Below are 19,496 nucleotides of genomic sequence, written 5' to 3'. Positions count from 1 at the left end.
AATCTATTTTTGAACCCCTGATGTTGTCTTTTGGACAACATCGACCTTTATATATAAGGTAGAATTTTGAGCAAACTGGTTCCCAGCCCGAATGACCACTGTATCTGAAGCAGCAGGAGCATCTCCCTGAGCACTTGCCAAAGGCACCCATTTATTTAAAGGTACTAATAACGTAGTGGCTACCTGTTGCTGATCAAACTGTTGATTACTCACATTACTGTCTTGCTCACGAATCCGGCGAACCGTCAGCTTAACCTGTTGCCCTTGCAACACAGGCTCAACAAGCAAGCCATTTTGTACCAAACGGCGGTCATAGCTGACCCCGGTAAACCAACCTATCCCTGCTGAACTTAAGACAGGCTGATCTTGTCCGGTACTGACAAAAGCTGACTCACCGTTCATTACCCGAACAGATTGACGCCGTTGTTGCTGGCTAATTGATGAAGTACTTACCACAATCGTATTGTCGTTTTGTGCGCTAAGCCAATCAGGATCTCCCTGAAACACAGTAATTTCAAATGTTACCGGCGGTTGATCCAGTTTATTCAGGACTATCCTTAATTGGGTAAGGGTTTCAGGGCTTACCTTGACTATCAGTGTTTGTCCTGTACCTGTTACCTGCTCACCTTCCTGCAGGAGTGGTTGAATTAATTTAACGACATTATCCGCGGACTGATAATGAAGCTGGATGACTTTGGTGATTAATGGTTGTGCAAATACATTGGTTGCCAGAAATAATAGTCCTATAAGCCATCTCTTCATAATAACCCTCCTGGTTAGTATTTAGAGTGTAGCAGGACTATACCCAAGATACATCAAAATGCTTGGGTATAAAGTGATTTTAAAGAAGAATACTTATAATCAAAACCAATTTTAATCGTCATTTAAGTGTACAGGTGTTTATAGAAACGTGAGTTTGGTTTATAATCCTCTCATCTTTTTCAAATACACATCATATGGGTAGCATATTTAACATGTTTGGGCCATCCCCCATCCGGCCTATCGAACAGCATATGCGTAAGGTGCATCATTGCGCCAAACAATTGCACCCTTTTTTTGAAGCCATACTTAAACAAGATTGGCAGGTTGCTGACAATATCAAAGAAAAGATCTCAGCGATTGAAAAAGAAGCGGATATGATCAAGCGGGATTTACGCTTGCATCTGCCGACTGGCTTGTTCCTGCCCGTATCCCGTACTGATTTGCTTGAATTATTAAGTGCCCAGGATCGTATTGCCAATAAGGCACAGGATATTGCAGGATTAATTATCGGCCGCAAAATGATTATACCTGAGGCACTTACCTCAGAATTTATGTCTTTTTTAGAACGTTGTCTGGATGCATCCAAACAAGCTTGCAAGGCGATTAATGAGCTTGACGAGTTGCTTGAAAGTGGTTTTCGAGGTAATGAAGTAAAAATTGTTGAAGAAATGATCATGACCCTTGATGAAATTGAGCACGATAGCGACGAAAAACTGGCTGATATCAGACACCGTATATTTGAGCTGGAAAAGGACCTGCCCGCAATAGATGTAGTTTTTCTCTATAAACTGGTTCAATGGATTGGCGACTTGGCCGATCATGCCCAAACAGTGGGCGGTCGACTGCAAATTCTCATTGCCCGGTAGCAGGTTTTTCTATGGATTATCCTTTAGTTTTATTTATTGTGGCTGTTGCCTTTTGTTTTTTCATGACCTGGGGGGTAGGTGCTAATGACCTTGCGAACGTCATGAGCACAACCATGGGCTCTAAAGCCATTACAGTCCGCCAGGCAATGATCATTGCCGTGGTATTTGAATTTGCCGGTGCTTTTCTCGGTGGAACGGACGTAACGGAAACCATGCGCGATGGGATTATTAATAGCAATCAATTATCGGATCAACCGCTGGTGCTTGTTGAGGGCATGTTAGGTGTCCTGGTTGCCTGTACAGTATGGATGAATCTCGCAAGCTTCATTGGCGTTCCTGTTTCAATCACCAATGCGCTTGTCGGCTCTATGGTTGGTTTCGGTGCTATTGTACTGGGCATTGATGCCATTCATTGGCAACAGGTTTATTATATTGCCATAGGCTGGGTGACATCGCCTTTGATTGCAGGAATCACTGCTTATGCGTTGTTTATCAGTATCCAGCAAGCTATTTTTATTAAGAGTGATCCATTGGAAAAAGCCAAATTGTATGTACCTGTTTATCTCTTTTTAGTTGGCTCTATATTATCCTTTATTACTGTCTTTAAAGGCTTAAATCACTTTAATATTCATCTTAACCTGAAGCAGGACCTGGCGGTTACCTTGGCATCCAGCATCAGCCTGACCATCGTTGGCATGGTTTTAGTGAGACATATTCCCGAAATGCCCCGCATTCGACGGCGTGAACGTTTTATTCAGGTGGAAAAATATTTTGCTGTCCTTATGGGGCTAACCGCCTGTGCAATGGTATTTGCGCATGGCTCTAATGACGTAGCGCTGGCAGTAGGACCTCTAACAATCATTTATAGCCTGATCATGAATGGCGAAAACCCGTTAGGCCCTGCTAATTACCCTGCCTGGATTATTTTGCTTGGCTGTGCCGGTGTTGTAACCGGCTTCCTCATGTATGGTAAAAAAGTAATTGAAACCGTGGGCAGTTCTATTACAGCATTGACCCCAAGCCGAGCTTTTGCTGCAACCTTGGCAGCAGCAACTACCGTGGTTTTTGCTACCAGTATAGGCATTCCTGTCTCAGCGACACAAACATTGGTGGGAGCAGTACTGGGTGTTGGCTTAGCCAGAGGTATTGGCGCCTTAAACCTCATTGTGATTCGCAATATTTTTACATCCTGGATACTGACATTACCTGCAGCATCACTATTGACTATAATAGCTTACAAAGTATTACATCTTATTGTAGGCTAATATTGGAAAGTGCGATTAAAACCCTGTTTTTCCTTGAAAGTGGTAGCCTGGATGGCGCGCCATCCAGGTCATTAATTACCATCAAATAGGGACAGCATTATATCAGAAGCTAAAAATCCTCCCAGATTTCCTCCCGAGAATCCTTAGGCTCAGCATTATCACGCAGGTAAGCAATACGCTTATGCTTATTGATTTCTTTCATCTGCGATGCTGACTTTGCATGAGTTGAGTCAAACTCAAAAAGAAACTTATCGTAAGGACTTACATAGGCTTTGTCGATATCAATTTTACTCATGAATAATCCTGGTTGGTATATAATCTTTTATTATGCGATTTTATCGGGTTTTATGATAAGTTACCATCCAAGAATTACAGCATTAGGAAAAATACTTTATGACCATAAAAAAGGCGGAATTACATACTCATCTTGAAGGCACTATCATGCCTGATCTGGCAATAAAGCTTGCTAAACGCAATAAACTAGCCTTGCCTGAGACTTTAATAGCCAAAGATGGAGAAAGTTATACTTATACTGATTTTCTCGATTTCCTGAAGGCTTATGATAGCGTGGCTGCGGTAATTAAACAGCCAGATGATTATTACGACATCACTTTTGAATACCTGAAAGCCCGTGCTAAAGAAGATGCTATCTATGTGGAAATGATGTATTCGCCTGATCATGCAGAAATGTCGAGCGATATCCCATCGGCTGAACACTTACAGGCCATTCAGCAGGCAATTATGGATGCAGAAGAAAAATACAATATTATTGGCCGCATTATTGTCACTGCCGTACGTCATTTTGGTGTGGAAGCCGCCGTCAAGGTAGCAACACAGGCTTTAAAAGAAAAGGTTTCCTGTATTGTCGGCTTTGGGTTAGGTGGTGATGAAATCAACTTTCCCCCAGGATTATTTGTTGAAGCCTATCAAATAGCTGCCGATGGCGGCCTTGGCTGCACTGTTCATGCCGGTGAATTTTCTCCAGCCAGCGGCATGCTCGAAGCCATGCATCATTTACCCATTCAGCGCATTGGTCATGGTGTGCAAGCCTTTAATTCGCCGGAAACGATTGCCCAACTTAAAGATCGTAATATCGCATTAGAGGTATGTCCTTCCAGTAACGTTGCACTTGGGCTTTTCAAAGACTTATTACACCATCCCTTGCCTCAACTTGTGGCTGCGGATATTACCATCAGCCTCGGCTCGGATGATCCACCTTTTTTTCGTACCAGTTTGGCTAAAGAATATCAACGGGTACAGGAAAGCTACCAATATACTAATGATCAAATGAAACAGTTTACAGCCATGGCAATTGAATCATCATTTGCTAATGAAGAAACAAAAATAAAGCTTAAAAAGCATCTGGAAGATTAGTAGAGAAAAAGCAAGCTACCCTTGCAAAAGTAGCTTGCTGCACCATCCCTCCGTCTTGTAATGAAACCCGGCATCCAGATTAATGACAGCTTTCCGGGCGGCCATCCTCATTGCATATGGAAGTATGATTCTCCAGACAAAATGATTTTGTGGTGAGGGGACAAGGAGGCTCAGCAATGCTTTGGTAAATCACCGCAAGACAACTTCCCTGATCCCTATAAACAAAACCTGGATCACAATCTGGAACTTGAGACAAGGGATTGCATGTTAATTCATCAAAGTTAAGACAGTAAGGTTTATTGGCTTCCTTTTCATTGTAAGGAATACAGGCACAATACTGGTAAACGTCTTCAAAACAACCGTCTTCATCTGGACCGCAAAGAAAGTATTGCTCCTGGCTATAACTTGCCGCACTGTAACAAAATAACCCCAGACAGAAACAACAGACAAACCTTTTCCATAAGTTTAACCTAATGAAAATCTGTGAATTATTGAGGTATTGACTAACACGAAACTGCGCTTTCATCCTGATCACCCCATTTTAATGGTTGGAACCTGTATTAATCCATTTAGCCAGCATGATGATTCATGCTGTTGGTACTTGCAGCGAGGATTATTAATTATTTCTCGATAAAAATCAATGGATTAAAAAATTCTGACATTTGACAAGAAAACATAGGCTACACGAACAAACTACTACCGTTTCCATTTAGTTTTGACAGGTTGTCTTGTGCAGATTGTTCTTTTTCTTGTCATCCCCGCGAAGGCGGGGATCCATGCAGGATATAGCACGGAGCGTCTTAAAAATGGATTCCCGCCTTTGCGGGAATGACAAACAACCTGTCAAAACTAAATGGAAACGGTACTAACTGTTTGCTTGATTGCCGTATCTGATTAAATATTTACCTTTTTGTGATATGATAATGCTCTCACCCAGTTGTTCTAACAAGTAAAGGTTGATTCCATGCGAAGATATAGAAAATTTAGCCCACCGACAGCTGTAAATCCTGAACAATGGAAGCCTGATGAGGAAAAAATTAGCAAAGTAGAGAATATTATTAACTATCGATTTGATAACAATACTAAAAGTAATTTAATCGATCTAAGCTTAGGAGAAGTAAAAGCCGTAAGACCCGATGAGGAATTCATGCATGCCTGTGCCAGGATTGGAGCCTTTCTCATGGACAAGCAAGCCGTACTTCAGCATTTAAAGGCGCTTGATAATTTACTGGGAACAAAAAAGTCACAAGTCCCCAATGCTGAACTTTCTGTATCAATACTAAGAGAAACCTTGGAAGACGAATTGGGAAAAAATGGATTTAACCCTCATTTTGGGAAAACTCTCGAGAACGTCAGGCCAGAAATTTTCCGCGCCGCAATTGCACATGGCTTGTTGTTAAAAGACGCTGCCGTTGGTGATACACGGCATGGTGAGTTTGCTCATTTGATTCAATGGTTAGCCATTGCCTGGCAACAAGAGGCCAGTAATTTCCTGAGTAAGCCTGTTATAGAGTTGTTCAGGCAGCTAGGTAAGGAAAGTTCAGTTTATTATCGTGACCCAATATCCTCCAAGGATGAAAGCATAAGACGAGAAGAGAACAGCATTTGGGATATCATTGTAGATAGTGAGGGCGATAATGATTTTAGAAGCCCTGAAGTCCTCACTTCTTTTATCCTTGATTCAAAAGAGCTACCTAACTTAAGCGAATTATTGCAGAAGCGCCTGGATAAGCGACGGCAACAACCTGAGCAATTGACCGAAAAATACAAAAGTATTTCCTCTCTGAGCTCTCCTCGTCTGTTTTCTCGTAAAAATGGGAAAATGCCTTATTGGGGAGGAAATTTACAAGGCATGCTGGAACCAGAAGATAGTAAAATTGACCTTGATGAATTCAAGAAAGCCAACCACTATCCTAAACCTGGGGGCAAATAAAGCTGCGGTTTTTTCCTGAAAATTGTAGCCCGGATGGAGCGCCAGCGATCCGAGCTTGATAGTAAACATATGCCCCGAATTTCGCTGGCGCTCCATCCGGGCTACCGTTAACTATCTTCAACCGCAGTTTAATTATCCGCTAAACTTCACACCAGGGCAGGCGCCCTTGGTTGATTTAAGCCACTTCTTCCATATATTGGCGAAGTTTTTTCATGGCATTCTTCTCAAGTTGGCGGACGCGTTCAGCAGATACCCCATACTTATCCGCCAAATCATGCAAAGTAGCCTTTTCATCTGCCAACCAACGCTGTTGCAAGATGTCTTGACTACGCTCATCCAATTGTTCCAAGGCAAGAAATAACTGTTCCCGTCCATGTTCACCACTGACTTCTTTCTCAATCAAATAAGCCGGATCATTATTCACATCATGTAAATAATGAGCAGGCGATTTAAATGCCTCATCGTCGTCATCAGAAACCGGGGCATCATAAGAAGCATCCATAGCATTAAGGCGTTGCTCCATGAGCAAAACATCCTCACGACTTACACCCAAGTCTTTGGCAACAGCATCAACCTCTTCGCTGTTAAACCAGCCTAAACGGGTTTTCATTTGTCTTAGGTTAAAAAATAGCTTTCGTTGCGCTTTAGTGGTGGCAATCTTAACAATACGCCAATTACGTAAAACAAATTCATGGATTTCAGCTTTAATCCAATGAACAGCAAAGGATACCAAACGAACACCTATTTTCGGGTCAAATCGTTTTACTGCTTTCATCAAGCCGATATTACCTTCCTGGATTAAATCATTAAGCGGCAAACCATAACCTAAATACCCCCGGGCAACCCGTACCACATAACGTAAATGAGCAAGAACCAAATAGCGCGCAGCATCCAGATCACCTTCGGTCTGAAAGCGCTCAGCATAATTATATTCCTCTTCAGCAGACAGCATCGGGATTTGATTAACGCGATGGATATAAGCATCAAGACTGCCGATAGGCAAATTAAATGACGCCAATTGTAACTGCTGATTCATATACATCCTCCAATTACCAACACCATGAAGATTTCAATCAAAGCAAGTTTAGTAAAAACGCAGGCCATTATACCTAATTATAAGGTTCAATAGAAGCAAGTTCCCGCTTGACTGACAACCTGGCACCCACCCACCCTAATATAATGGAAGCCAATACTAACAAGTAAGCCTGTTTTACTGTTAATCCCATCATCGGATAACGCATCTGATAAACGGAAGCCAATTGTTTTATCGCCACAGCAAAACTTAACATAAAGATATTAACAAACAGCACTGCCAATATGGCACCAGCCAGACTATACCAGATACCAGAGTATAAAAAAGGCCGGGCTATGAAGGGATCGGTTGCACCGATTAACTTTAATACCTGAATTTCTTCATGTCGATTGTGGATAGCGAGGCGCAAAGTATTACCAATGACTAAAATTACAGCGAAAGCCAACAAGGTCATTACAGCATGTGCCGCCTTGGCCACAAAACCAAGGATTGCATGGAGGCGCCTTATCCACTCCATATCCAGCTTGGCTTGTTCTACCTGTGGATATGATTTTAGTTTAATATATAGTTGCTCTATCTGAAAGGGTTTATTGAATGCTAACGCAGGAATCACCTCAATAACCGCTGGCAAAGGATTTTCCGGCAAATAACGCATAATATCATGCATTCCCTCCTGTTCTTGCAGCTCAGCTAACCCTTCTGCCGCAGGCTTTAAACTGGCCTTTCCTACTCCTTCTGTGTTCTGTACCTGCTCAAGCACCGAGATTTCTTCTGCAGAAGACAGCGAGGTTTTAAGATAAAGGGAAATATGGCCGCTACGTTGCCAATTGCCCGACAGTTTCTGCAGGTTATCGGTGAAAACCCAAAATAGTGCCGGTAGAGTTAAGGTAATGGCAATAACAATGACTGTCATCATAGTGGCCATCGGTTTACGGCAAAGCAGATTAAGGCTATTACTTGCTGCCTGAATATGGTAGGAAATTAATAAACGAAGCTCTTTTAACACATCCGCCCCCCTTTCAGCATTAAAATGCGCCGTTTCATACCGGCAATTAACGCCAAATCATGAGTAGCAATCAGGATACTGACTCCAACCTGGCTGAATTGGTCAAACAGTTTCATAATTTCTGCTGACAAGCCAGGGTCAAGATTGCCGGTGGGCTCATCGGCAAGAAGCAAGGCAGGTTTATGCACCACGGCACGAGCAATACCCACTCGCTGTTGCTCCCCGCCAGACAAATGAACCGGGAGCATTTTTTCCTTGGTTAGCAAGCCAACCATATCAAGAGCAGCATGGACTCTTTTAGTTATCATCTGGGGGCTGCAACCATGAATCTGGAGTGGCAAGGCCACATTATCAAAAACTGTCCTGTCAGTTAATAAATTAGGCGATTGGAAGGTGATCCCCAAGCTGCTGCGATAAGCGCAAATATCTTTTTTCTTTAACTGGTTCAAGCGCACGCCATTGACAATGATCTGACCCGAGGAGGGGGATTCAAGCATGGCGATTAGCTTTAGCAGGGTACTCTTTCCTGCGCCAGAATGCCCTGTAAGAAAAGCCATTTCACCCTTTTGCAAATCAAAGTTAACCTGACTTAATGCTTCAAAGCCGCCAGGATAACGCTTACTCACCTGATCAAATTTAATCATCATTAAATATCGCTCTGACAAATTGTGATGCCTCAAACGGGCGTAAATCATCAATTCCTTCGCCAATTCCAAGATATCGAAAGGGTATTTTTAATTCATTGGCAATTGCAAACAGGATACCCCCTTTTGCGGTTCCATCAAGTTTGGTCATCGTTATACCAGTCAGTCCGACTGCCTGATGAAACTGGCGAGCCTGGTTAAGGGCATTCTGTCCTATGCTTGCATCCAGAACCAACATAACCTCATGAGGCGCCTCTGGATCAATTTTTTGCAATACCCGCTTAACTTTCTTTAATTCTTCCATCAGGCTCCCTTGAGTATGCAGGCGCCCGGCAGTATCGGCGATGAGGATATCAATACCACGAGCCTTTGCTGCCTGTAAAGCATCATAAACTACCGAGGCACTGTCAGCACCGGTATGTTGAGCGACAACAGGAATCTGATTCCGCTCTCCCCAAACCTGAAGCTGCTCAACGGCTGCCGCACGAAAGGTATCCCCGGCGGCAAGCATTACTTTCTTGCCTTGCTGTTGAAATAATTTGGCTAACTTGCCAATGGAAGTGGTTTTCCCTGCGCCATTGACCCCTACTGTCAAAATAACAAAGGGGGTATGAGTAGAAGTGTGCGGATTCAAGGGTTTCTCGCAGCCTGCCAGAATTTCTTCCAGCCGTTTTTTAAGTGCCTGGAAAACTGCATTACCATCAGCTAATTGATCCCTTGCCAGATCTTCACCAAGCTGTTTTAAAATAGCTTGTGAGGTATCAATTCCAAGATCCGCGCTTAACAGAATGGTTTCAAGTTCCTCCAGTAACTGCGCATCAATTTCTTTTCGACCCAATAATAAACGGCCAATGCTGTCGCCAAACTGCTGGCGTGTTTTCGTTAAACCCCGCTTAAAACGGGAAAAAAAACCTTGTCTGGCAGGTTCTTTATCTTCATCCTGCTGTGGGACATCTACAGGTATAAGGGGGTCTTTGACCGATGAGGGAGTCGGCTGCGTTTCATTCTGATTTCGCTTAAACCATTTAATCATAAGTATACAAAACAAAGGAAATGTGGAATTCTATCACTTTTTTTGCTTCGGAGTTAATCCATGCGTGTTGCTTTCATGATCTTCCTGGCTGTCTTCTCCTGTCAGGTTGCCAGCCAGGTCCAGGAATTTAAACTGGACAATGGTTTAAAAGTCCTGGTAAAAGAAGATCATCGAGCACCGGTAGCGGTCTCAATGATATGGTATAATGTAGGTTCAGCGGATGAGCCTGGTGGTTTGACCGGTGTTTCTCATGCACTGGAACATATGATGTTTAAAGGAACTCCTCAGTATCCTCTCGGTGTCTTCTCAAAAACGATTGCTGCTATCGGAGGACAGGAAAACGCCTTTACCAATTATGACTATACGGCTTATTTTGAAAAAATAGCCGCTTCCAAACTGCCTGTTGCCTTTAAGCTGGAAGCTGACCGCATGCAGAATTTACTGCTGGAAAAGGAAGAGTTCAGCAAGGAAATTAAAGTTATTCGCGAGGAGCGTCGTTTACGCACAGACGATAATCCACAGGCATTGGCCTTTGAACGCTATCTTGCTGCCGCCCACCTAACCCCGCCCTACCACCACCCTGTCATTGGCTGGATGAGTGATTTATATCAGATGAGTGTCGATGATCTGAGAGCCTGGTACCAGCAATTTTATACTCCTGATAATGCAACCCTGGTTGTCGTTGGCGATGTAAACGCTGAAGAAGTCCATCAACTGGCCTCACACTATTTTGGCCAGATAACAAAGCACTCTAACCATGTCCGCAAATTACAAACAGAGCCACCTGCGCTTGGCAAGAAGTCGGTTCAGGTTTCTGCTCCGGCCAGATTGCCCATGCTCATATTCGGCTACACTGTTCCTGGCGTGACAACTGCAAAAAACGCCTGGGAACCTTATGCCCTTGAAATTATTGCCGGCATCCTCGATGCAGGTGAAAGCGCCCGCTTCGCCAAAAATCTCGTGCGTGGAAGCCATGTGGCCAGCGGCGTGGATGTTTATTATAATTTATATTCACGCTACCAAACTCAATTTGTTTTTTATGGCACACCCTCCCAATCCCGTACTGTGGATGAACTTAAAACAGCCATGCTCAAAGAAATAGAAAGCCTGCAAGACAACCTGGTCAGTCCAACAGAATTACAACGCGTCAAAACCCAGATTATCGCTCAGAAAACCTTTGAAAAAGATTCCATCTTCGGTCAAGCCATGGAACTGGGATTAGTAGAAACCATAGGACTTGGCTGGCAAACCGCATACAGTTATACAGACAGAATCAATAGCGTTACGCCAGAGCAGATACAGCAGGCAGCCCGGCAATATTTCAAAGAGGATGCCGAAACAGAAACATTATTAATCCCTGTCCCTCAAGAGGAAAGAGCATGAGAAATTTGTTTGCATTCGCAGTCTTGCTGATTATCAGCTTGCCACAAACGGTACAGGCCAATTCTTTTATCACTAAAAAATGGCAGACAGCAAACGGAGCCCGCATCGTTTTTTACCAAGCCATGGAAGTGCCCATGCTTGATATCAAGGTAGCCTTTGCTGCCGGTTCAGCCTATGATGGCAAGCAATTTGGCCTAAGTGCTTTAACTACCGAATTACTGAACCAGGGGAGTGCCGGACTGGACGCAACTGCCATTGCTGAAAAACTGGCAAACACAGGCGCTCAATATAACGGCGAAAGCAGCCGTAATATGGTCATGTTGAGCCTTAAAACACTCACCAGCCAGGAAGCGCTTAAGCAGTCAGTCGACATTTTTACCCTTCTCATCAGCAAACCTGATTTTCTCCAGGAAGCCTTTATACGCGAAAAAAGCCAACAGTTAATGACGATTGCTCAAAGCCAGGAGTCGCCTGACAACGTCGCCAATATTGCTTTTTTCAAGACGCTCTACCGCGACCACCCCTATGGACACCCCGTAAATGGCACCGAAGAAAGTGTCAAGGCTCTGGAAATAGATCATATCCGCAACTTTTATAAACGCTATTTTGTAAGCTCCAATGCAGTCATTGTTATGGTCGGCGCTATTGATGAAAACAAAGCGCGTCAGTTGGCAGAGCAATTGACACGACATTTACCCAAAGGCCAGCCTGCGCCTGCAATTCCCAAAGCTGAAAAATTGAAAACCAGTGAGAAAATAGCACTTCATTTCCCTTCCTCACAAACTGTATTACGATTAGGCCAGATAGGGATTGACCACCATACACCTGATTATTTTCCCTTGACAGTAGGGAATTATATTTTAGGCGGGGGAGCATTAGTTTCAAGGTTAGCTAATGAAGTTCGAGAAAAACGAGGTCTGACTTATGGGGTGAGCAGTCAATTCATGCCCATGCCAGGAGACGGCCCGTTTTTGATTAGCCTGTCAACTCAAAATAAACAAGCAGGCACAGCATTAAAGGTTACTGAAGATACCCTGGGCAAATTTATTCGCCAAGGTCCTGATGAACAGGAACTTATCGCTGCCAAACAATACCTGACAGGCAGTTTTCCACTATCCCTGGCCAGTAACGACAACATTGCCAACATGTTGCTCCGCATCGCCTTTTTTCATTTACCTGATGACTACCTGGATACCTATATGGCAAATATCAGTGCGGTTACCACCGAGAAGATAAAAAAAGCGTTTCAGGAACAGGTACAACCTGACGTAATGTTATTAGTCTCTGTGGGGAAAATGTGAAACAGACTGTGCGCATCATTGGTGGCAGGTATCGGGGCAAGAAAATTTCTTTTCCCGATATCGAAGGCTTAAGACCAACCCCAGACAGGGTAAAAGAAACACTGTTCAACTGGTTAATGCATGAGATTCGCGGTGCAAACTGCCTTGATGCCTTTGCTGGCAGCGGTGCCCTTGGTTTTGAAGCCCATTCTCGTGGTGCCAGCCATGTAGTCCTAATTGAATCCTCAGCAAAGGTCTATGCTCATTTGAAACAGACTGCAGCCTTATTTAATTCACCCACAATAAATGTTATTCATGGCCAAGCTGAAGACTACTTTCGCAATAGCAAAGAGACTTTCGATATCATTTTTCTTGACCCGCCTTTCGCTAAAAATATTCTTCCCGAATGCCTGAATTTATTGGCTCATTCAAATTTATTAGTGCAGGGTGGCTTGGTTTATACTGAATCCCCTGATAGACTTTCATTGAATCCAGATTGCTGGAAAGAAAAAAAATTCAAACAAGCAGGACAAGTGAGCTATGGCCTTTATGAAAAGAGTTAACACACTAAAGGGGCGCTTCTTTTCCTTGACAAGGCGTCAGGCTCCTGTTTCAATCAAGGCAGTGCCTATTCATCGTAAAATCAAAGAAATGATCAACAAATTTGCAGTGCTCATTGCCGCAGCAGTCCTGCTGGCAGGTTGTCGTGGCGGCATCTACATGAAACCCCCTGTTAATGATCCCAGTGACGATGCAACAATTAAACTCGCTCAGGCAGCCTCTTCTGTCAGCGATTCAATGCTGGAAATGGCACGTGTTGAAAAAGTGATTATCCCACAAACGAAAGACAACACATTAACCATACCTAATGCCTATAATTTACAGGCCCGTGCTTCTGTTGACTGGTCCGGCCCTATTGAAGAATTATCGTTACGTATCGCCCGGGCAGCCCACTTTCGTCTGCGGGTATTAGGCAAGGAGCCAGCCGTTCCAGTTCTAATCAGTATAAATGCAAAAGATCAAAGTCTGGCTGAAATTCTACGTGATATTGATTATCAGGCTGGGAAAAAAGCCTCTATTTATGTTTACCCTAACAGTCAGGTCGTTGAATTGCGCTATGCCAAAATTTATTCTTAGTGTTTTAATTACATGCATGGCTCTGTTAGTTGCTTGCTCCTCCCATCGGATGACAGGCGATACCAGCTCACTTGCAGGGCTAAAAGCCATGGCCAATGTCAACAGCAAAAAAGCGCGCAGCAAAGCCAATATGGGTAAAATTCGAGAAATGGCGCTGAAAGAAACTGCCTTGAGTCTGGGCGCTCAATCCGGATTGGCCTGGCGAGCCAGGATCATTGACGAACACCTCACTAAACAGGCCCGCAACCTTGATGCAGTCTTTGATTTTAATGCCCTTGTGCTGGAGCATAATATTTTGCCCCCGGTGTTACTTGAGGGACGTAACACCTTGAATCTGGCTGACACGCAAACCATCCGAATTTCCGATCGCACCTATAAGGTGGCCAAGCAGGCACGTTTTATTACCACCCCCCCTAATTGGCGACAATATTTGTGGATGGATTATAAAAAGCCCGAAACACCTCATACCTCGCTTTTGCCAAAAACCAAACAGGAGAGAAAGCTCTGGTGTTATTATGTCGAAAAAGGCTGGAGAAACGGTATTGAACAGGCCAGTATTATTCTTGAAGAAAGCGTTGCGCGTATAAAAGAAGATTTTGCCGGTATGATTCTTTATCGTAAGTTGCTCGCTATGAATATGGTATCCCCACCTTTTGTTTCCCATACTGACCTGGGGGTCACCGGAGATGCTTCTGAAATTCATATTGATGACCGGGTGTTGCGAATAACTGCCTTGCCTGCACTTAATGTTAACAGTAAGGAATGGGTGGCTGCGGTTGCCAAAGATGAAGATGCGCTGGAACAATTCAGAAATATGGAAAAATTGGCACAAAGCGCTAAAATTACTATTACAAGTAAGGCATGGCAACCAGTCATTGCCCCGATTAATGAATAACTCCCTCTATTTGCAGGAATTTTTTAGAGAATAGCACAAGGTAATCGCCGTGTTTATTCCCTGGGATTGCTATAAGTCTGGATTCCCATAAGGCTCCTGAATAGATAACTTTTTAATTGGTAGAGAACTATGAGCAGTAATAGTGAGCACATTAACTTAATGCCGGATGAACCCACCCGTTTTTCACCTGTTTTCATGGATAAAATGTTGGAGCATGCGGAAAGATTAAGCGCTTCTGATATTACAATCCAAACCGGCGAACCCATTTACGCGGAGGTCTATGGCCGTTTAATCAAAATGACTAATCGGCGGCTGTCGAATACAGAGCTGGGGGACTTAATTAATGCGATTTATGGCCCTAACGCTACCACCCAGCTTTTATCCGGTAAAGATATCGATACCCACTATGAGTTCCGTCCAAACCGCGGCGTGCGTTACCGGTATAGGGTCAATGCGACCTCTTGTCTTGTCGAAGGCCATGATGCAATACAAATTACCTTAAGGACTATCCCTACTACACCCCCCAAACTGGAAACCATGGGCTTGCCTGACAATATTCTCGAGGCAATAGCACCCCAGGAAGGCATCGTATTTATAACCGGTGCAACAGGTTCGGGAAAATCAACTTTACTGGCTTCGATTATTCGTGAACTGATAGAAAAAGAAGAGTCAAACCGAAAAGTGTTAACCTATGAAGCACCTATTGAGTTTGTTTATGATGAAATTGAAACCATCTCCGCTGTGGTTAGCCAATCTGAGATACCACGCCATTTACCTGATTTTGCTGATGGCGTACGAAATGCCCTGCGGCGAAAACCCCGATTAATCATGGTTGGTGAGTGCCGGGACGCAGAAACAATCAGCGCCGCACTTGAAGCGGCACTGACAGGGCACCCTGTTTACACCACTTTGCATACCTCCGGTGTGGCAGAAACCATGCGTCGTTTAGTGACCTCTTTTGCTGGTGAAGAGCGGCTTGGCCGCACGATTGACATTCTGGAAACAATTCGTCTTTGCATCTGGCAAAAACTGGTTCCTACAGTCGATGGCAAACGTGTAGCGCTTCGTGAATATCTGGTTTTTGATGAGGAAGTCCGGGATATTCTGTTAGAAGGTGATCCCAATGAGGTCACTTCAATGACCCGTAAACTTGTTCGTCAAAAAGGCCAACTGATGACTGTTGATGCGCGCAGTAAATTCGAGCAAGGGTTAATCACTGAAAGAACCTATAAGCTGATCATTGCCGGTACCAAAGAATACCAGCGCGAATAAGCTCGTACTTCTCGTAAAGCAGGACATGAAAGACAGGCATAAATTGAAACCGTTTTAAAAAAATTTCTCGATTATCAATACTGGAGAATTGACAAATATAACCCCCCATCTATAAAAAAGAGCAGGCTAAGCTGCTCTTTTTTTGGCTAATGGCTTATTCTGCCGCATCCTCAGGGAGTGATGCAGTAGATTCTGTGCCGGAACCTCCTCCTTTAGCCGACATATCAGAAGATTTGGCGCCTTTTGCTTTACTCATGGCTTTTTGGCCATAACCTGACAATTTTGAATCAATCTGTTGAGCTGCCTGCTGGGTGGATTTAGCACCAGCCTGCACCTGTTCCTTACCTTGTTCAGCCCATTGAGCAGCCTCTTGGCCGGCACTTTCAGCCTGCCCCCCAATCCAGCGTAATACTTTATCCGGCAAGGACGTGATTAGAGTAAATGAACGCTGAACGACAATAAGGTACATCGTGGTATAGATGAGAATAGAGAAAAAGAATCCATAAATTCCAGCCCAGCCTGTATAACCCTGGGTTGTATCAATATGGGTAGCCTGCTTCATGGCATCTGATGTGCCCCCATGAATTGAGAAGGTTGTACCCGACGTACTTCCCTGAATGAAAGCCATAGCATTGGCAAAACCTGCGTTGATTACCCACACTGAAACATAAGTTAAGGCAATTGCTGCAATGTAGCCGATAATCATCATCGACGGCCGCAGGAAAACATTCAGCAAGATCATAATCGCCTGCTCACCCTTACCGAATGCTTCATGACCCTCTGGATGGGTTACCCCCAAGGCAACAATCGGTGCTGCAACCATTGCCTCAATAACCACCATCAGCCAGGCAATGGAGCCAAAGGTAAAGATCATATAGGGCAAAAAGGGAATATAATAAGCGGTGATGAAACCAATACTTAACATCACGCTCATCCATGCTGAAAGAAGCGGGAACACCATCATGATCAGAGCATAGATAAATAAACCAAAAATAGGGATCAGGGAGGTTGTGATTGCCACAGTCAATAAAAGAATCCATATCTCATTGGCAAAATTAATGTAATTAACCCCCATATTGGCAAGCGCTATCACCGGATTAACGGTTGGTTGCTCAATAATTGCCACCCCTGTCTTGAAGATAGAGGCAATGCCCATTAATGGCACCGAGAGAAACAACATCACCACACTGTTGATAATAGAGGTGACCATATGCAAGAAAAAATTAAACATATTCTTGATAATAAAGTTATAAAAAATATCTGCCATCATTGAACCCAGGCATGTACTCCAGGTCATGATCTTTAGTTTTCCACAAGGAAAATCTATAGAAGGTAAGGAAAACTTCCCAAGATCGATATTAATATTGAACTTGATATCAAATTCAGGGGGTTTTGTCCCTGGCTGGCCAGGCAACTGGACAAGCATGGAATTATTGATAAACCCGTAAACTGTTGAGGAAAGGCTTCCTCTGGCAACTTTATATTCTGGAGCACTGATATTGGCACGCGGCTGGGGAAAACTGGTTGTATCAGTTCCCATATTGGCACCATTAATCAAGCCCATCAAGGCGAGAATTTTACTGTCATTCTTATTTAGCCATTCACACAAAAAGCCATAGGTTCCGCTGCATTGATTATTGGCAAAGATAGTCTGCAGTGTCTTTGGCTTCAGGGAAGAACTCTGACTTAAACCATTTCCAGCATCGGTTTGGTTTGCGCTGCCTTCCGTAGAGGCATTAAGCTTCGCCAAATTAAAGAAGTAACTGCCTGCCATTATCCAGCCATAACGATTTGCCTCTGCAATGAAATCGCGTTCGTCTTGCGCTTTTTTTGCATGACTCGCCTGACTGACCAGGTTTAACGTAGGTAGCATGATTGCATTGTAGTCAAGAACCGCACCCTGGAATTCCGTCCCATTGAAAAGCGGTGCGGAGGTACCGGAAGGATCCTGCCCCCAGCCTGTAGCCTTACAGAATGTCGCATCCGCATTACTGTCGCAAGGTTGATTATCAGCCGTTAGGGGAACACCAAACTGCTGTACGGCATTTATTGAGAACCTGGTCTGCGTATCGTCAGTATCCTGTTTAGGGTTAAGGCTAGGATCATTACTAATCATAATCTGAGCAATACTGGACAGGTCCATATACATTTGCTGAATGGCTATGGCTCTCGACATTTGCGCTGTTTGCAGCTCCCCTGCAGAAAGTTGAATGCCGTGAAGATCATTGGCAGCGGTAAATTGATTCCATCTGATTTGCCCACAAATACCATTAAGGATTGCATAAGGTGAGCTGGAATCAAAATTGGGCATGGGTGCAGCGTATACAGTAGCGGTAGTTGGAGGAACAGTGCTTTGGCTTTGGATATTAACCGCATTAACAGAGCTCAGGAAATCAGGTACAGCGGTATTACAAAATTTTTGCATGGCATCAGAAGGAGTCCCCGAACAAGGTCCTGAATTCTTTTCTTTACTGGAAAGGTAACTTTGGCGCTGGTTTTCTAAAATTGTCTGTATCCCTAACATACAAATTTGTCCGGTAAGGATATGGGCGGCTCCAGTGGATGCCTCTACCGACCCCGTATTGCCAAGTATGTTATTAACTGATTCCATTTGCGTTTGAACAATAACGCCCCCGCGATTCAAATAGCTTAACGCTGCTTCCCATACCTTGTCTGCAGCACCAACGCCCTGAACGACAATCCACATGACAAATATCTGCATCAAACAGTAACCGGAGGCTTTGGGGATTAACAAGGCAAGACCAAGTGTTGAGCGCATGGGAACCCAGATAGACGACCACTTTTGCCCCAACATTTGTCCTTCATGTGCCGTATTCATTGTTGACACTAACAGGGTGTACATAATGATCATACCGCCAAGCGCAAGAACCGCCGAGTTAAAGACACCAAACATGGCGCCCATAATCTGGCTACCTGTTCCATGTAAAACCCCATCAACAACACCAAAAATATTACCCAGAAAAACCACAGAATAATCTTGCGGAGGGGGTGCAAAGGTAAAAGTACCCTCGGAAGCCAACACCAGCGAAGGAAATAAAATACACAGCAAGCTAACTATTGTTTTATTCATTACTTATCACCTTTAAGACCTTGCCTGTACCATTCGCTTATTGAACAGCCTAACTTTCGTTCTTTAATTTGAAAATACCAAAAGTGGTAACGAAAGGCTAAGACCAGGGCAACTAATGTAAGCACCAGACTGACGATAACGGCCCTGTAAGTTCCGTAATATAGGTGATATAGAGAATAAGAAAAAATAAATACAGCCGCAGCGCACATCAAAATACTCAAGCGATATAACGCTTTCTGCTTGGCAATAAGATCTTTTTCGCTGAGGTGCATTCTTGCTACAGCAGCCTCAAAACTTTCTCCCTGGCCAGTTTGTTTTTGTGGTATAAACATTGTCTTGAAACCACCGACCAGGTAAGCTGTAAATGCGCTTAAACGGTCAAAATCAAACCATGCGCGTACATTAAAAATTCGTTTGAAAATACCAACTAACTTGGTGCTTTTTTTGATTTTCATAAAATTTACTTTCAGGCAATGGACTTTTACTCTTCATACTATACTATAGTAGTTATTTATACGCAGT

At 43.7% G+C, this 19,496-nt stretch carries 19 protein-coding genes; 10 read left to right on the top strand and 9 right to left on the bottom strand.

All coding sequences use genetic code 11. The features are described 5' to 3' along the window. Positions 1-3: 3 nt before the first annotated feature. Entirely contained in the window at positions 4-765 is a 762-nt protein-coding gene (locus E1O65_RS07080; RefSeq protein WP_165474927.1) for a type II/III secretion system protein, read from the bottom strand. A 209-nt stretch (positions 766-974) separates the two neighbouring features. On the opposite strand from E1O65_RS07080, the gene E1O65_RS07075 reads away from it, so the two are divergent. Together E1O65_RS07075 and E1O65_RS07070 are read left to right on the top strand one after the other, a co-directional pair. Next, positions 975-1,628 carry a TIGR00153 family protein gene (locus E1O65_RS07075; RefSeq protein WP_207384234.1) on the top strand — a complete coding sequence of 218 codons (654 nt, stop codon included), beginning with the start codon at positions 975-977 and terminating at the stop codon, positions 1,626-1,628. A gap of 11 nt (positions 1,629-1,639) precedes the next feature. Then, entirely contained in the window at positions 1,640-2,893 is a 1,254-nt protein-coding gene (locus tag E1O65_RS07070) for an inorganic phosphate transporter (protein ID WP_133132890.1), read from the top strand. A 109-nt stretch (positions 2,894-3,002) separates the two neighbouring features. On the opposite strand, the gene E1O65_RS07065 is transcribed toward E1O65_RS07070, so the two are convergent. Next, on the bottom strand, positions 3,003-3,188 hold the full coding sequence (locus E1O65_RS07065; RefSeq protein WP_133132889.1) for a CBU_0585 family protein: 186 nt from the start codon (positions 3,186-3,188) through the stop codon (positions 3,003-3,005). 98 nt (positions 3,189-3,286) lie between these two features. Here E1O65_RS07065 and E1O65_RS07060 point away from each other — a divergent pair, with 98 nt between their 5' ends. Next, complete coding sequence (locus tag E1O65_RS07060) at positions 3,287-4,267, top strand: adenosine deaminase (RefSeq protein ID WP_133132888.1); 981 nt, start codon at positions 3,287-3,289, stop codon at positions 4,265-4,267. Positions 4,268-4,346: 79 nt separating this feature from the next. Here the strand turns inward: E1O65_RS07060 and E1O65_RS07055 are convergent, their stop codons facing one another. Then, a complete protein-coding gene (locus E1O65_RS07055) occupies positions 4,347-4,793 on the bottom strand; it encodes a hypothetical protein (protein ID WP_242601555.1) in 447 nt (148 codons plus the stop codon). Positions 4,794-5,231: 438 nt separating this feature from the next. On the opposite strand from E1O65_RS07055, the gene E1O65_RS07050 reads away from it, so the two are divergent. Then, on the top strand, positions 5,232-6,200 hold the full coding sequence (locus E1O65_RS07050) for a LirA/MavJ family T4SS effector (protein ID WP_133132887.1): 969 nt from the start codon (positions 5,232-5,234) through the stop codon (positions 6,198-6,200). Between the two features lie 175 nt (positions 6,201-6,375). On the opposite strand, the gene rpoH is transcribed toward E1O65_RS07050, so the two are convergent. From rpoH to ftsY, 4 genes are all read right to left on the bottom strand, one after another. Next, positions 6,376-7,236, bottom strand: coding sequence for an RNA polymerase sigma factor RpoH (gene rpoH, locus E1O65_RS07045; RefSeq protein ID WP_133132886.1), 861 nt, complete (start codon positions 7,234-7,236; stop codon positions 6,376-6,378). Positions 7,237-7,309: 73 nt separating this feature from the next. Beyond that, the gene (gene ftsX, locus E1O65_RS07040) at positions 7,310-8,239 is read right to left on the bottom strand and encodes a permease-like cell division protein FtsX (protein ID WP_133132885.1); all 930 of its coding nucleotides are present in this window, start codon (positions 8,237-8,239) and stop codon (positions 7,310-7,312) included. Next, positions 8,233-8,883, bottom strand: a complete 651-nt coding sequence (gene ftsE, locus E1O65_RS07035) for a cell division ATP-binding protein FtsE (protein ID WP_133132915.1) — start codon at positions 8,881-8,883, stop codon at positions 8,233-8,235. The genes ftsX and ftsE overlap by 7 nt, the downstream gene beginning before the upstream one ends. Next, the gene (gene ftsY, locus E1O65_RS07030) at positions 8,876-9,916 is read right to left on the bottom strand and encodes a signal recognition particle-docking protein FtsY (protein ID WP_133132884.1); all 1,041 of its coding nucleotides are present in this window, start codon (positions 9,914-9,916) and stop codon (positions 8,876-8,878) included. The genes ftsE and ftsY overlap by 8 nt, the downstream gene beginning before the upstream one ends. Positions 9,917-9,976: 60 nt before the next feature. Here ftsY and E1O65_RS07025 point away from each other — a divergent pair, with 60 nt between their 5' ends. The 6 genes from E1O65_RS07025 (at position 9,977) to dotB (ending at position 15,883) form a co-directional block, all read left to right on the top strand. Continuing rightward, positions 9,977-11,299: a pitrilysin family protein gene (locus E1O65_RS07025; RefSeq protein ID WP_133132883.1), complete on the top strand. Its 1,323-nt coding sequence runs from the start codon at positions 9,977-9,979 to the stop codon at positions 11,297-11,299. Continuing rightward, positions 11,296-12,600, top strand: a complete 1,305-nt coding sequence (locus tag E1O65_RS07020) for a pitrilysin family protein (protein ID WP_133132882.1) — start codon at positions 11,296-11,298, stop codon at positions 12,598-12,600. Before E1O65_RS07025 ends, E1O65_RS07020 begins: the two co-directional genes overlap by 4 nt. Beyond that, positions 12,597-13,142 (top strand): 16S rRNA (guanine(966)-N(2))-methyltransferase RsmD, encoded by a 546-nt coding sequence (rsmD, locus tag E1O65_RS07015; protein ID WP_133132881.1) that lies wholly within the window; start codon positions 12,597-12,599, stop codon positions 13,140-13,142. Before E1O65_RS07020 ends, rsmD begins: the two co-directional genes overlap by 4 nt. Next, on the top strand, positions 13,129-13,716 hold the full coding sequence (gene dotD / locus E1O65_RS07010; protein ID WP_242601554.1) for a type IVB secretion system lipoprotein DotD: 588 nt from the start codon (positions 13,129-13,131) through the stop codon (positions 13,714-13,716). Before rsmD ends, dotD begins: the two co-directional genes overlap by 14 nt. Further along, complete coding sequence (locus tag E1O65_RS07005) at positions 13,697-14,611, top strand: type IV secretion system DotC family protein (protein WP_133132880.1); 915 nt, start codon at positions 13,697-13,699, stop codon at positions 14,609-14,611. Before dotD ends, E1O65_RS07005 begins: the two co-directional genes overlap by 20 nt. A gap of 159 nt (positions 14,612-14,770) precedes the next feature. Beyond that, complete coding sequence (dotB, locus tag E1O65_RS07000) at positions 14,771-15,883, top strand: Dot/Icm type IV secretion system ATPase DotB (protein WP_165474926.1); 1,113 nt, start codon at positions 14,771-14,773, stop codon at positions 15,881-15,883. A 154-nt stretch (positions 15,884-16,037) separates the two neighbouring features. Here the strand turns inward: dotB and dotA are convergent, their stop codons facing one another. Continuing rightward, the gene (gene dotA / locus E1O65_RS06995) at positions 16,038-18,974 is read right to left on the bottom strand and encodes a type IVB secretion system protein DotA (protein WP_133132878.1); all 2,937 of its coding nucleotides are present in this window, start codon (positions 18,972-18,974) and stop codon (positions 16,038-16,040) included. After that, positions 18,974-19,429, bottom strand: a complete 456-nt coding sequence (icmV, locus tag E1O65_RS06990) for a type IVB secretion system protein IcmV (protein ID WP_133132877.1) — start codon at positions 19,427-19,429, stop codon at positions 18,974-18,976. Before icmV ends, dotA begins: the two co-directional genes overlap by 1 nt. Positions 19,430-19,496: the final 67 nt, after the last annotated feature.

The sequence above is a fragment of the Legionella sp. W10-070 genome (assembly GCF_900640175.1).
Lineage (GTDB): Bacteria > Pseudomonadota > Gammaproteobacteria > Legionellales > Legionellaceae > Tatlockia.
This window is presented reverse-complemented; position numbering and strand designations above follow the sequence as displayed.